Below are 13069 nucleotides of genomic sequence, written 5' to 3' on the forward strand. Positions count from 1 at the left end.
TTGATCCTTTAGCATGAAAAAGCCCCTGGAGCAATCCAGGGGCTTTTCTTTTACTAAACTTCCACCAGCTTCTTCTTGTTCCACTCTTTCTGAAGATTTGTGGCATCTTTGATCGTAAGGAACTTTGCAAACATTGGATTCATCATGGTGAAAATTTGCGACAAGGTAATTTTTTCATCACTTGTAAATGAACCCAGAACATAGTCGGCAACATTTCCGTTGGCAGGCTTTCCAACACCGATGCGGATTCTCCAGAAATCTGGTGTTCCAAAAGTTTCCTTTGTTGAACGAAGTCCGTTGTGACCGCCAAGACCTCCAGACCATTTAAGGCCTACAGTACCCAAAGGAAGTTCAATCTCATCGTGAACGACAAGTACATCGCTTGCAGGGATCTTGAAAAATCGTGCAGCTTCACCAATTGCCTGACCGCTCAAATTCATGTAGGTCATTGGCTTCATGAAATAGATTTTCTTTGGCGCGCAGTCGGGAATCGGAAGAGTTCCGTTGTCCCTTTCCTTGATGAGCCCGGCATCCTTGAGCCAGGTTGCAAAAACATCATAGTCAACGCAGCAGAAATCCGCCTTGTATTTTGACTGCCATGAAATCTTATCTGCAAAAGGCAATGCAGCTTCAAAAAGCCATCCCGCATTGTGCCTTGTATCTTCGTATTCCTTTCCGTAATTTCCCAAAAAAGCAACTAACTGAATCATGGTAACAGTTTAATGATTACAAATGGAAATTTCAATTTTCCAGCGTTGATGGGTCTCTTCTTTTGATTTACAATGGATTCCGTATACGGAGCTAAAAAATGAAAAAGCATTTACTATTCATCCTTGCCACTTCACTTGCATTGATCAGCTGCAGCAAAAATAAAGAACCTCAAAATTATCTTGGCACTGAAGGTTGGCTTCAGAATGAAATTGAACCACCACAGGAAACTCCCGTTGAGCCTTCTTATTACTATGTAAATACTTTGGACGGCGTTAATGTCCGTGACATTCCTGGTGGAAACAAAATCGCAAGGCTTCCCTTCGATGAAAAAGTCAGGTTCCTTGAAAATGGAAAATATGAAGAAATTGACGGCTACCATAAGAACTGGATAAAAATCCGTACTGATGCAGGGGCTGAAGGATATGTCTACGGAGCATATCTTTCTGAGACCATTGAAGACGCACAGAAATTCCGCCGCAACGAGCAGCTTGAAAAGGGATGGGAATGGCTTGAGCATTACGAGGATATCTTCAGAAAAAATGGAGTTAACATCGACACATCACCATACAACATCGGTAATAACGAAGAACTTTATCATCTTTATCCGGACCAGGAAAACAGCATTGAATTCCTGTTCTACAGCACCTTCGATCAGGAAAAGGGGATTCCAGGAAATTTCCTTTACATGGTACAGCTTTACAATGATGATGAATACTATCCGGACTTTTTGCCCTTTAAGATTGGAGATCCAGTTGAAGAAGTCTACAGATATTTTGGACCGCAAAACGCAACATACTTTTCAGATGGCATATGGTGGTCAGATAATGCTTCAACCAGGATGAAGGTAGAAACCGAAAACGACCGCATAGTAAAAGTCATCATCACAAAAACGGGATGGTAAAATCCTTTCAACAGCCTGACATCCTCCCGAACTGAAGAAAATGTAGAAGTGTTTTTTTTTCGAATCTGAACAGCATAAAAAATACTTTAAAAAAAATAATACAAGACGCAGCATGAAAATCAGCGCAGTCGGAGTTCCGCTCAAACTGCGACTTGAATGCAAAGCATTCACCGGAGCAGGCTTGAACGGGTTTCCGACAGAAGCTGATTTTTATTTTACTACTAAAGCTTTATTTCTTTTTCAACAGCCTGATGCTGTTCAATATTGTAAGAAGGCACACGCCTACATCACCGAAGATTGCAAGCCACATGTTCACAAAACCGCATGCACACAACCCAAGAATCGCAACCTTTACCGCAATGCTGAACCCAATATTCTGTTTAACGTTAACCATGGTCTTCTTTGCAAGCTTAACCGCAAGGGCAACATTCTCGATGTTGTCATCCATGATCACAATGTCGGCCGCCTCTATTGCGGAATCACTTCCCATGGCACCCATGGCGATTCCAACATCGCTTCTTGTAAGAACTGGTGCATCGTTGATTCCGTCTCCAACAAAGACAACAGTTCCGCCGGAATTATTTTTCATGAGACTTTCAATTTCTTCAACCTTGTTCTGAGGAAGAAGTTCAGCACGCACTTCATCAATGCCGATGGAAGAAGCAATGGCCTGGGCGTTGTTCCTTGTGTCGCCTGTAAGCATGACAGCCTTTGAGATTCCGGCTTTGTGAAGCTTTTCAATTGCAGCCTTTGCATTTTCCTTTACAACATCGCTGATGATAATTCTTCCAGCAAACACACCGTCAATTGCAGCATATACAACTGAACCTGCGACATCACTTGCAGTCTCGGACTTTTCATCAAAGCCCAGGACCTTTTCAAGGAGCATAAGTTTTTTGTTCCCCGCAAGAACTTTTTTTCCGTCGACAACGCACTTGATTCCGTGCCCGCTGATTTCTTCCGCTTCTTCAACGGTAAGTTTTCCGCAGTTTTCGCAAGCGTGGTAATTTCTCAACGACCTGGATACTGGATGGTCGCTGTAGTATTCAGCATGGGTCACAAGGGCGGCAAGTTCTTCCTTTGAAAGACTGCAGCCTTCGGCAACTTCCACATCAGTAACTTCATAGACACCCTTGGTCAAAGTTCCAGTCTTGTCAAAGGCAACAGTGTCTGCGCGTGACAGAAGCTCAAGATAGCTTGAACCTTTTACAAGGATTCCGTCTTTTCCTGCACGTCCGATTCCAGCAAAGAAACTTAACGGAACCGAAATAACAAGAGCACAAGGACAAGAGACAACAAGCATTTCGCAGGCACGGTAAAGCCATGTTTTAAAGTGCTCGTCCCACCCAAGAATCGTAGGCGGAACCACTGCAACAGCAACGGCAAGGATACAGACAATTGGCGTGTAGACCTTTGCAAACCGCGTGATGAATTTTTCGCTTGATGCTTTTTTCTCCTGGGCATTTTCAATAAGGTCAAGAATTTTTGAGACCGTGCTTTCGCCGAATTCCTTTGTGACCTTGATTTCAACCACTGCCCTTGTGTTTACAAAGCCGCTAAGGATTTCATCGCCTTCATTTATTTCACGGGGAACGCTTTCACCAGTGAGGGCACTCGTATCAACCATAGTCGAGCCCTTTGAAATTATTCCGTCGAGAGGAACAAGTTCGCCAGGCTTTACGATGATGGTCTCACCGACTTCAACATCATCGGCATCAATTACAGCTTCCTTTCCGTCGCGGATCACACAGGCGGTATCAGGGCGAATGTCAAGAAGTTCTGCAATGGTGTCCTTTGTTTTGTCAGAGGCCTTGTCTTCAAGATATTCCCCAAGCTGAAACAGAATCATTACGGCACAGGCTTCCATGGTCTCACCGATTACGACAGCCCCGATTGTAGCTACAGCCATTAAGAAAGATTCACTGAAGCACTTTCCCTTTGAAAGACCTTCTACAGCTTCGCGGATTACAGGAAGACCGCAAATAATGTAGGAACCAAAATAAAGGGCAAGAAAAACTCCGCGAATCATCTGGGCATTGTCGCCGGCAGACGGTGCAAAAATTTTCTCAACTATGATTCCAGCCGCAAACAAAACTGCGGAAAGAATTATTTTCTTAAGCGACATTTCTTCGCCATGTTCATGTTCTTCGTGTTCATGTTCGTGATCGTGTTCACAGCAACAGCAACTCATATCTAATCTCCTAAATGCTCAATTCCAATATTGAGGATTATTTTTACGTGTTCATCAGACGGATAGTAGACCGCTGATTTTCCTTCCTTTCTAAACTTAACAAGACCGCTGGATTTTAAGATCCTAAGCTGCTGACTTATGGCAGGCTGGGTCATGTCGAGGGCTTCCGAGATTTCCGTAACATTCATTTCCTTTTCAAGGAGCGCATACAGAATCTTTATTCTTGTCGAATCCCCAAAAACCTTGAACAGTTCCGCAAGATTCACAAGCATTTCTTCATTCTCTTGATTTATCATATCATTATATAAGCATATACTTATATGTTATGTCAAGTGTTTTTCTATTCTTTCTTGTGTTATAGTTTAGGATATGAACAAAGGATATACGGACGGAATAATTCTTGATATAGACGGAACCATCTGGAACACAACCGGAATAGTTGCCGTTGCATGGAACAAGGCAATAGATATGTCTGGATTTGACGCAAAGAAAGTCAATGCACAGATGCTTCAACAGGAATTCGGAAAGACAATGGATGTCATAGCCCAGGATCTGTGGCCAAATTTAAGCAAGGTCGATCAGGAAAAACTTTTGTCCTATTGCTGTACCGAAGAACAGATTGCAATCAAGAACAACACCATCGACATCACCTACCCAGGAGTTGTGGAAACCATCAAGGAACTTTCAACGATGCAGAACCTTTTCATCGTAAGCAACTGCCAGGACGGATACATCGAGTTAACCATGGAAAAAACCGGCATAGCAAAATACATAAAGGATTTTGAGTGTTTTGGAAGAACTGGAAAAGCAAAGGCAGAAAACATCCAGATACTCTGCTCAAGGAACAACATTACGGCTCCACTTTATGTCGGCGACACCCAAGGCGACTGTGATTCCTGCAGACAAGCCGAAGTTCCTTTCATTTGGGCAAGCTACGGATTTGGAAAGGCAGACAAATATTTTGACAAGATAGACAGATTCGAAGACCTGATAAAAATTGTAACTTCAATCAATAAATAACTTTTACGGGAGGATACTGATGCTTTACATCTTTGATATGGGTGGCGTTGTTACAACAACAGCAAACCTGAAACAGAAACTCTGCGAAGTTTTAAATACGGACGAAGAAACCCTAAAAAAATACGGACTCGACACAGACCTTACACTGGACCGCTCACTTCTTTTTTCAATGTGCTCCAATGGCGAAATAGACACAAAAGAATTCTGGGAAATCTTTTCCAAGAGGAGCGGAATTCCTGTAAAGACAGACTGGTTCCACTGGCTGTTCCATCCAGTATTGAACGAAAAGACCGTAAAGATCATCAAGGCATTAAAGGAAGCGGGCAACCGTGTAATCTGCGGAACAAATACCATCAGTGCCCACTACCATAATCACCTTGAACGCGGCGACTATTCCTACTTTGACCAGACTTACACATCGTGCTTCATGGGCGTTTCAAAACCTGATCCTGATTTCTGGAAGATTATCATGACGGCGGAAAACGTTCAGCCTAAGGACTGCGTATTCATCGATGACAAAAAGATGAACTGTGATGCAGCAGCAGCCCTAGGAATCCACGCCATCCATTTTTCTACGGCCGATGCATTGGCACAGACTCTTGGAATCATGGTGAACTGAGGGGAATGCATAAAGATGAGATTATAAGCGGCGGATTGAAAACACTTTAACTGTCTTGTAAATTTCATCGTTTTCTAATAGACTTCAATCATTATGAAAGCAATTATTACAGTAGTTGGTGGTGACAAGGTCGGAATCATTGCAAAGGTATCAGCATACCTTGCAAGCCGCTCTATCAACATCGTTGATATTACACAGACAATTCTTAGCGGAAACTTCGTCATGATGATGATGGTTGACTTTGACAATGCAAACATTGACATTGATACAGCCAGAAAGGAATTGACGGAAGAAGCAAAATCTCTTGGCGTTGAAGTAAACCTTATGAACGAAAAGGTTTTTACTGAAATGCACAGAATCTAATTTCCTTTTGATTCAAAAGAAAAGCGGCCCTTTTATGGACCGCTTTTTGTTTTTAAAACCTATTCTTCATTCCATTTTTTTCCGTAATACTTATTTCTGTATTCCTTAGGCGTCATGTTGACAAATTTCTTGAAGGTTGCAATGAAATGAGAATGGGAACTGAAATTAAGGGAAATGCTGATGTCGATATACGACTTGTCTGAGAAACGAAGGAGACTCTTTGATTCCTCGACCTTTTCGCGGAGAATGTAGTTCTTTATAGTTTCACCTGTTTCCTTCTTGAACAAAGTTGAAAGATAGGAAGGAGTAAGCCCCGCAAAGTCTGCAATCTCATCCTCGTAGAACTGGTTGTAGATGTTTTCATGGATGTACTTCTTTGCAAGCTTTATCTGTGGACTTGTCTCTGCATTGCGGATGTTCTTCATCCTGTTGGTAAAATCAAAAATCATTTCCTTATGCAGCTGTGTGATGCTTTCTTCAACAGCACATTTATCTACATTGCGGATGTAAAGGTCACTTAGAGTATAGGCTGTCTCAAATGGCATTCCTGCTTCTGCACAATAGCGGGTAACAAGGGCAACGGTTACAACAAAATGATATCTCAGGTTATTTACAGGCTTGTTGGAAAGCTGCCCAAGACCTTCTTTTGTATCAAGAGGAGTCATCAGTTTTTTGACTGTCTCAAGGTCTCCTTTCTTTACGGCTGAATAGAAATTGACTTCATCTTCATAACGGGCATGATAGATGTTGTTTTCAGTCTGAAAATAAAGGGCCTCGTGTAAATCCTTGTCTTTATCCATAAATGATATTATAGCACACAAATTTGCAAAAAAATGGGATAATTCTTAAAAAAAAAATAGTTGAGCATCCCATGGTGGAATAAAATTAAAATCGAGAATGATAAATTTATCTGGAGGAAATATGGGATTTTCAAGAAAATCGATCTTGGCATTTGCTCTTTCTGCAGCGGCGGCATTCAGCCTTAACGCACAGAACATGGCTGGCTATGACCTTAAGTTTGAAGACAACTTCGACGGAAAAAAACTCGATGAAAGCAAGTGGAACTACGAGCTCCATGAACCAGGCTGGGTTAACAGTGAGCTCCAGTCTTACATCAAATCAGACAAGAACATTTACGTTAAGAATGGAAACCTTGTCATCCAGCCAATCAAGGAAGAAACAAAAAGCGAAAACAAATTCACATCAGGAAGAATCAACACACAGCACAAGTTTGACTTCAAGTACGGTCTTGCAGAAGCTCGCCTCAAGGTTCCAAAGGGAAAGGGATTCCTCCCTGCTTTCTGGATGATGCCGACAGACGAAAGCAAATACGGTTCATGGCCAAAATGCGGTGAAATCGACATCATGGAAGTTCTTGGAGACAAGGTAAACAAGACTTACGGAACACTTCACTTTGGTGAACCACACACAATGGCACAGAAGGAATATCTCCTCAAGAAAGGAAACTTTGCTGACGAATTCCATACATTCGCCTGTGAATGGGAACCAGGACTCATCAAGTTCTATGTGGACGGAGTTGAATTCGCAAAGTTTGACGACTGGTTCACAAAGAAGCTTTATGACGACGAAGAACCATACCCTGCACCATACAACCAGCCATTCTACCTGATCCTCAATGTTGCAGTAGGTGGAAACTGGCCTGGATATCCAGACGCAAACACAAAGTTCGGCGAAAACGCACAGATGGTTGTTGACTATGTTCGCGTTTACCAGAAGAAGAGCTACAACGAAAATGTTACAAGACAGGAAGAAGTTGTTGAAGTCCGCGCTCCTGGTGCAGACGGAAACTACATCCGCAACGGTGGGTTCAATCCAGAAAACCTTAAGGACAACAAGGAATGGAAGTTCATGACTCAGCAGGGTGGATCTGGAGATGCTGCAATCGCAGGAAACACACTTACAGTAAAAACAACAAAGCCAGGTACAATCGACTACTCAATCCAGCTTGTTCAGGCAGACATTCCTCTCGAAAGAGGATATCAGTATGAATTCTCATTCGACGCATGGTCAACAAAGAACAGAAAGATGAAGGCAAAGCTTTGCGCTCCAGACAGAGGATGGAAGAACTACTTTGGCGATGTAAACGTTGAACTTACACCAAACAAGAAGCACTATTCATACAAGTTCTCAATGGACGACAAGACAGATCCAAACGCAAGACTTGACTTCAACATGGGAGCAACACCTTCAACAGATCCAATCAACATTGCAAACGTTAAGCTCGTAAAGCTTGGCAAGGCAAAGATCGTAAAGAAGTCTGACATGAAGAAGGACAAGTTTGACCTTATCTACAACGGAGATTTTTCATTCAGTGCAAAGCAGTGGGAATTCTACAAGTACGACACAAATTCCTGTGACCTTACAGTTGATCAGGAAAAGCAGGCTGCACAGATTACAATCAGGGACACAAAAGATGTTGACTGGAAGATTCAGCTCATGCAGAAGAAGATTCCACTCATGAAGGGAAAGAAATACCGCCTGACTTTTGATGCCTGGTCAACAATTCCAAGAATGATGAAGTATGCATGTCAGAGAGACGGCGCACTTTGGAAGCAGAGACACGGTTCAGAAGACTGGACAGCATACAACGAAGCTCCTACATGCGAACTTACAACAAGCAAGCAGACATTCACACAGGACTTCGAAATGGCTTACGATGATGACAGCGATGTAATCCTTACATTCTCTCTCGGAACAATCGACAAGAACATCACAAAGGAACACGATGTATTCATCGACAATGTAAAACTTGTTGAAATCAAATAAGTTGAACTAAGAATCTCGAAAATCTAGTTAAAACCTTAGGCCGTCTTGGAAACCCCAGGGCGGCCTTTTTTATGGGGAAAGTATAATACGCATAGTCAAGATTTTGACAGATCTTCTACAATATTCCTAAGATGTGCAATTTCTGTTTGCGTAAGATGAGATACATCAAGATACGTTTTTTCCTGGAGTCCAAGTATATAATCTGTAGAGACTGAAAAAAACACAGAAATCTTAACGAGCATTTCTATCGACGGCATAATATTGTCATTTTCCCAATTGGAAACACTTTGCTTTGTGACACCTAATACTTCCGCAAGCTGAACCTGATTGAGATTTCTTGACAGCCTCAATTCTTTTATCCTGCTTGAAAATTTTATTTCTCCACCGTCAATCATATCTAGACAAGTATATAAATATTCATTGACCGGTAAAAAATACTTTAGTAAAATATTGCAATACTTATTTTAAACAGGGAGATATCTATCATGAAAAAAATGATTTACAAGTTTATTGCTGCTGTGCTTGTTGCTGCAGCATTTGGTTTTACAAGCTGTTCGGGAGGCGGTGGAAGCGGAGACTCTGGCAATGGAAGCGGCGCAGCCTTCGCACTTTCAAAATATGAAGGTAATACTCCCGATGTTACAGTCTCTAAATCCAACGACACTTACATCATAAGAAACACCAATAATACTCAGGCAGACAATGCTTCTTTTGTTCTTTCAAATGCAAAAACAGGTCCTCTATATATCTTCTTTAAGATAAAAGCCATAGGCTCAAATAAACGAGTAGGAATGAAAGTTCGCACCAATCAAGAAAATCCGGCCACTCTCAAGTCTTTCAGCTCCTACATCGGAAAGCTCGACTTGGATGTAACTACAACGGAAAAAGAACATAAAATGCTTTTCTATATTGATGATGCTGACCACAGAGAAGGAATCGAACTCTTAGTTAAAATTCCTGAAGATTCAGAAATTCAGATTTCGTTCACAAAAATTGAAGGAAATTATGGACCTTACTATACCCAGATACATTACAGTATTTGGGCTCAAAAAGACTGGCTTGAAAATGAAGGATATCTTTTTGGTGAATTCTTAGACGAGAACACGATAGAATATACTTTCAATATATCACCTGAAAAAAAGGCAGCTTGGGAAGCCTGGAAAATTTCTTCAAGATATGTATGGACACCAAATACGACTGGTACATACAATATTTCTTTTGACTTTTCATTTGATGGAAGCAACAGTCGTGGACTTGACTGTGAAATTGAAGAGAATTGGGGCAACATGATTAAATTCGGTCCGTATTATGCTGCATCAACAAGCCATAATATCCCTATAGATATTAACGATTCTCCAGAAAAAGAACGTGTTATCAGATTCTGCATACCTAAAGAACTCCTCGACAACAACGAACATAAATTGAGAATTTCAAATATGAGCATCACAAAGCAATAACACATGGTCCACTGATCAGCCGTCTTGGAACCCCCAGGACGGCCTTTTTTTATGAAAGTCCTAAAACCTTTATCAAAGCTTTCTGCAGTACACTTGAAAAATTTATTCCTGCTTTTTCAGCCTGTTCACAGTGATACATAAAGGGCATCTTCAGCCATAAAAATTGCAGGATATGAATATCTAGACATATAGCACCTCCTTACGGCGCAACTAAATCAATAACTCCCATGGCGTGGATATAAATTTCCTGATAGCCTTCCCTGTTGTAGGTTTCATTATAATTCCATTTGTAATACCAACTACCTTCCCTTTTATTTGATGTACACCAGACAGCTTTTAGAGGAGAAGAAGAATTTGCATACATCTTCCAGTCCGTTCCAGGATTGCCCCTTTTAACAGGAACATAATCGTCTCCAAAAGAACAGACATGGGCATATTGCTTATCATATCGTGGAATACCGGTCCAATAAGGCTGTTGTATCTTTGCCACATCTTTTCCAAAACTATTAAAAGCTGGACTCATTACCGTACATTTATTCAGAACTTCTCCAAATTCTTCAATTCCAGGGGCATACCATTTGACATAGCTGTTGCTGTTTTTTTCAACTAGATACTTCCATATCGTATGATATCCTTCGTGATAATATGTCACGTGCGTATAATAGCTACTCATGATATAGTTATACCATTCCAACCCGCTGCCATGCTGGTACTCCCTATTCTCATTTTCACTTACAATCCAGCCCTTATAATATTTTCCGAATCTATTATCTGATGTATCCGGCTTCTGGTCACCGCCCCAGCAGTAGCCAGTCGTCTCATCCAGAGCCCAAACTTTGACATTTCGGTTGCTGCTATCCTTTGAAAGGATGACACCCACAGCTGTTTTGCCAGACGGCTTGTGATTATAATCACACCAATATCTATCCGAATAAAGAATCATACCTTCAGAAGGTGAAGTTGCAACAGTAGCTTCGTAAGTGTCTGAATTACCAGAATAATCGTAATCTGTAATAGTAACCTTATATGACAATGGAGACATCAATGTTCCATCAATTTTATATTGATCAGAGCTTGTCGCAAATTTCTGATTCTTGATCATGGAATATGAATAATTAGGAGATGGATTAGACACTTTAATTTTAGCAATATTCGAAGCATAAGACTGAACTGCGGACAATGTTGACTTACCAAGTACTCTTTCATCCACGAATTCTTTATCACTGTAATAGGAAACATTTCCACAAAAATCCGTTATTTCGAAGGAATGGGCGTATCCATTGCCATTAATAAGATTATTTACTGTAAGTTCATATTCTGTCTTTTGTTGCTGAACAAAAGATTCTTCCAATTCTGATCTAGTAGGATCCGTCATGTTTCTTGAATGAACAACAATCTTTTCAATATCATAATTAGGATTTTTGCAATACAAGACTGCTTTATTGGCCCAATTTCTTTCTGTAGAGGAAACCGTTATGTTTTTAGGCGGAGTCACATCATGGACAAAATAATAGTCCTTTGCCTCGCTTGACCTTTCATTCTTGTCATAGCATACAAAACTGATTTTATAGAAACCTTCCGGTAACAAATTACCACTATTGAATTCACTTATATCAATGCATACGCCATCCGTAACTTCACCGTCAACAATCTTACCAACCCTAGCATTGGAGCCTGTAAGCACAAGAGAATCTACTTTACCTTCTACAACTGGAACGGTTGCTTTATTTTCGACCTGAGGATAATACTTAGAGCCTGTAGTTCTATAGATTTTCCATTCCAGTTTAGAAGGACCAGAGCCACCATCAGAAAACATGCCCCTTACCCACAGCTTGCAATTTTTTGCATTGTTGTTCTTGAGAACATCCGTTGTTGTAAATTCCGCAGTTGAACTTTTAAGTTCAACCGAATCATTTTTGCTTCCATCATCTTTTGTCAGGAAGACCTTGAACATTTCGCTTCCTATAGAAACAAATTCCGGAGGATTCTTATCAGTCTGGCTGTTTGTATAATATGACCAGGAATGATCGTCCTGGAGACATATAGGTGAATCATTATCTGCATTTCTATAGAACATTTCCTTTCGAATAATTACAAAGATGTCGGCGGACACAGGTGGAGGATTGTCTGTATTTGCATTGATTCTAAGAACGCTTGAATCGTTCTCGTCAAAATAAGGAGCATCATAGTGTCTGAGATAGTTTACAGATTCATCGGTTCTTTTTGTGATTATTATGTTTTTAAAATGAATTTCACCGTTTGAATCTTTGTAGCCATAACACCTTCCGTTGCGTTTTTCATCCCTTAAAAGTTCATAACCATTTGCCTTCAAAGCAGGCACTTCATCTACTTCATCGTAATAGATTGAGCTATGGTCCATTGATTTTGTAAACATGACATCAATGCGCCTGTCACGGTAAACACCATCAGAATCGTAAACAGGAGAATGAGTTGCGGCAACAGGACGGGAAACACATTTAGCCTTTATTATCAGACCGTTTGTAGGAGTAAGCACCTGGACTCTTGTATTGGGAGAAGAAATGTCATCAAATTTTAAGATGGAAGGAATCTCTGAATCTGAATAAACATGCCTTGTAATCTTGTTTTCAACAGTCCATTTTACAAAACACTTTTTTGAATCTCTGCTTTCCGTACAAATAACAGGTATGAATTCCGTCACCTTGCACGAATAATCTCCCACCGGTGAAACGCCACCGTCTTCATTGGAAAAATTGATTGTAACACCAGGCTGATTTGCAGCAGTTACTATTGCATTCAATTCATTTTTTAGAGAAGAGCCCTGCAAGAAATTTTCACAGGAAATCAAAAACAACATGGTAAGGGAGCATTCAAATCCCAACAATAACTTTTTAAACATAACAAAATCCCTCTATTCTTTATTTAAACAATAGCCAGAAAATACAGAAAAAATCAATATTCAATTTTTTTTTAATTTCCAGCATATATGAAAAAAGTCAGACATCCATCCTGTTTTTCACTTTCTTCTATAGTTATTAAGT

The 13069-nt window shown here is 40.6% G+C and carries 12 protein-coding genes; 6 read left to right on the forward strand and 6 right to left on the reverse strand.

Translation table 11 applies throughout. The features are described 5' to 3' along the window. Positions 1–53: 53 nt before the first annotated feature. Complete coding sequence (pth, locus tag ACKI39_RS05840; RefSeq protein ID WP_407398566.1) at positions 54–710, reverse strand: aminoacyl-tRNA hydrolase; 657 nt, start codon at positions 708–710, stop codon at positions 54–56. A 98-nt stretch (positions 711–808) separates the two neighbouring features. Between pth and ACKI39_RS05845 the strand changes: the two genes are divergently transcribed. Next, the gene (locus tag ACKI39_RS05845) at positions 809–1612 is read left to right on the forward strand and encodes an SH3 domain-containing protein (protein WP_407398568.1); all 804 of its coding nucleotides are present in this window, start codon (positions 809–811) and stop codon (positions 1610–1612) included. Positions 1613–1841: 229 nt separating this feature from the next. Here the strand turns inward: ACKI39_RS05845 and ACKI39_RS05850 are convergent, their stop codons facing one another. Further along, positions 1842–3803, reverse strand: a complete 1962-nt coding sequence (locus ACKI39_RS05850) for a heavy metal translocating P-type ATPase (protein ID WP_407398570.1) — start codon at positions 3801–3803, stop codon at positions 1842–1844. Positions 3804–3805: 2 nt separating this feature from the next. Then, complete coding sequence (locus ACKI39_RS05855) at positions 3806–4099, reverse strand: ArsR/SmtB family transcription factor (RefSeq protein WP_407398572.1); 294 nt, start codon at positions 4097–4099, stop codon at positions 3806–3808. A gap of 73 nt (positions 4100–4172) precedes the next feature. Here ACKI39_RS05855 and ACKI39_RS05860 point away from each other — a divergent pair, with 73 nt between their 5' ends. From ACKI39_RS05860 to ACKI39_RS05870, 3 genes are all read left to right on the forward strand, one after another. Next, entirely contained in the window at positions 4173–4823 is a 651-nt protein-coding gene (locus ACKI39_RS05860) for an HAD family hydrolase (RefSeq protein WP_407398574.1), read from the forward strand. Positions 4824–4842: 19 nt separating this feature from the next. Then, positions 4843–5442, forward strand: coding sequence for an HAD family hydrolase (locus ACKI39_RS05865; protein ID WP_407398576.1), 600 nt, complete (start codon positions 4843–4845; stop codon positions 5440–5442). A gap of 93 nt (positions 5443–5535) precedes the next feature. Then, positions 5536–5805 carry an ACT domain-containing protein gene (locus tag ACKI39_RS05870; protein ID WP_407398578.1) on the forward strand — a complete coding sequence of 90 codons (270 nt, stop codon included), beginning with the start codon at positions 5536–5538 and terminating at the stop codon, positions 5803–5805. Between the two features lie 59 nt (positions 5806–5864). Here the strand turns inward: ACKI39_RS05870 and ACKI39_RS05875 are convergent, their stop codons facing one another. Beyond that, positions 5865–6605, reverse strand: a complete 741-nt coding sequence (locus ACKI39_RS05875) for a helix-turn-helix domain-containing protein (protein WP_407398580.1) — start codon at positions 6603–6605, stop codon at positions 5865–5867. A 121-nt stretch (positions 6606–6726) separates the two neighbouring features. On the opposite strand from ACKI39_RS05875, the gene ACKI39_RS05880 reads away from it, so the two are divergent. Next, a complete protein-coding gene (locus ACKI39_RS05880; protein ID WP_407398582.1) occupies positions 6727–8592 on the forward strand; it encodes a carbohydrate binding domain-containing protein in 1866 nt (621 codons plus the stop codon). Positions 8593–8687: 95 nt separating this feature from the next. Here the strand turns inward: ACKI39_RS05880 and ACKI39_RS05885 are convergent, their stop codons facing one another. Continuing rightward, the gene (locus tag ACKI39_RS05885) at positions 8688–8987 is read right to left on the reverse strand and encodes a helix-turn-helix transcriptional regulator (protein ID WP_407398584.1); all 300 of its coding nucleotides are present in this window, start codon (positions 8985–8987) and stop codon (positions 8688–8690) included. Positions 8988–9077: 90 nt separating this feature from the next. Between ACKI39_RS05885 and ACKI39_RS05890 the strand changes: the two genes are divergently transcribed. Further along, complete coding sequence (locus tag ACKI39_RS05890) at positions 9078–10049, forward strand: hypothetical protein (RefSeq protein ID WP_407398586.1); 972 nt, start codon at positions 9078–9080, stop codon at positions 10047–10049. Positions 10050–10248: 199 nt separating this feature from the next. Here ACKI39_RS05890 and ACKI39_RS05895 read toward each other — a convergent pair whose 3' ends face one another. Further along, entirely contained in the window at positions 10249–12927 is a 2679-nt protein-coding gene (locus tag ACKI39_RS05895) for a hypothetical protein (RefSeq protein ID WP_407398588.1), read from the reverse strand. Positions 12928–13069: the final 142 nt, after the last annotated feature.

The sequence above is a fragment of the Treponema sp. genome, assembly GCF_045641405.1.
In the GTDB taxonomy this organism is placed as follows: Bacteria; Spirochaetota; Spirochaetia; order Treponematales; family Treponemataceae; genus Treponema_D.

Coding starts and splice junctions, on each gene's coding strand:
- ACKI39_RS05870 (WP_407398578.1), top strand. CDS start 5,536: ATGAAAGCAATTATTACAGTAGTTGGTGGTGACAAGGTCGGAATCATT.
- ACKI39_RS05895 (WP_407398588.1), bottom strand. CDS start 12,927: ATGTTTAAAAAGTTATTGTTGGGATTTGAATGCTCCCTTACCATGTTG.
- ACKI39_RS05865 (WP_407398576.1), top strand. CDS start 4,843: ATGCTTTACATCTTTGATATGGGTGGCGTTGTTACAACAACAGCAAAC.
- ACKI39_RS05875 (WP_407398580.1), bottom strand. CDS start 6,605: ATGGATAAAGACAAGGATTTACACGAGGCCCTTTATTTTCAGACTGAA.
- ACKI39_RS05880 (WP_407398582.1), top strand. CDS start 6,727: ATGGGATTTTCAAGAAAATCGATCTTGGCATTTGCTCTTTCTGCAGCG.
- ACKI39_RS05860 (WP_407398574.1), top strand. CDS start 4,173: ATGAACAAAGGATATACGGACGGAATAATTCTTGATATAGACGGAACC.
- ACKI39_RS05885 (WP_407398584.1), bottom strand. CDS start 8,987: ATGATTGACGGTGGAGAAATAAAATTTTCAAGCAGGATAAAAGAATTG.
- ACKI39_RS05850 (WP_407398570.1), bottom strand. CDS start 3,803: ATGAGTTGCTGTTGCTGTGAACACGATCACGAACATGAACACGAAGAA.
- ACKI39_RS05855 (WP_407398572.1), bottom strand. CDS start 4,099: ATGATAAATCAAGAGAATGAAGAAATGCTTGTGAATCTTGCGGAACTG.
- pth (WP_407398566.1), bottom strand. CDS start 710: ATGATTCAGTTAGTTGCTTTTTTGGGAAATTACGGAAAGGAATACGAA.
- ACKI39_RS05890 (WP_407398586.1), top strand. CDS start 9,078: ATGAAAAAAATGATTTACAAGTTTATTGCTGCTGTGCTTGTTGCTGCA.
- ACKI39_RS05845 (WP_407398568.1), top strand. CDS start 809: ATGAAAAAGCATTTACTATTCATCCTTGCCACTTCACTTGCATTGATC.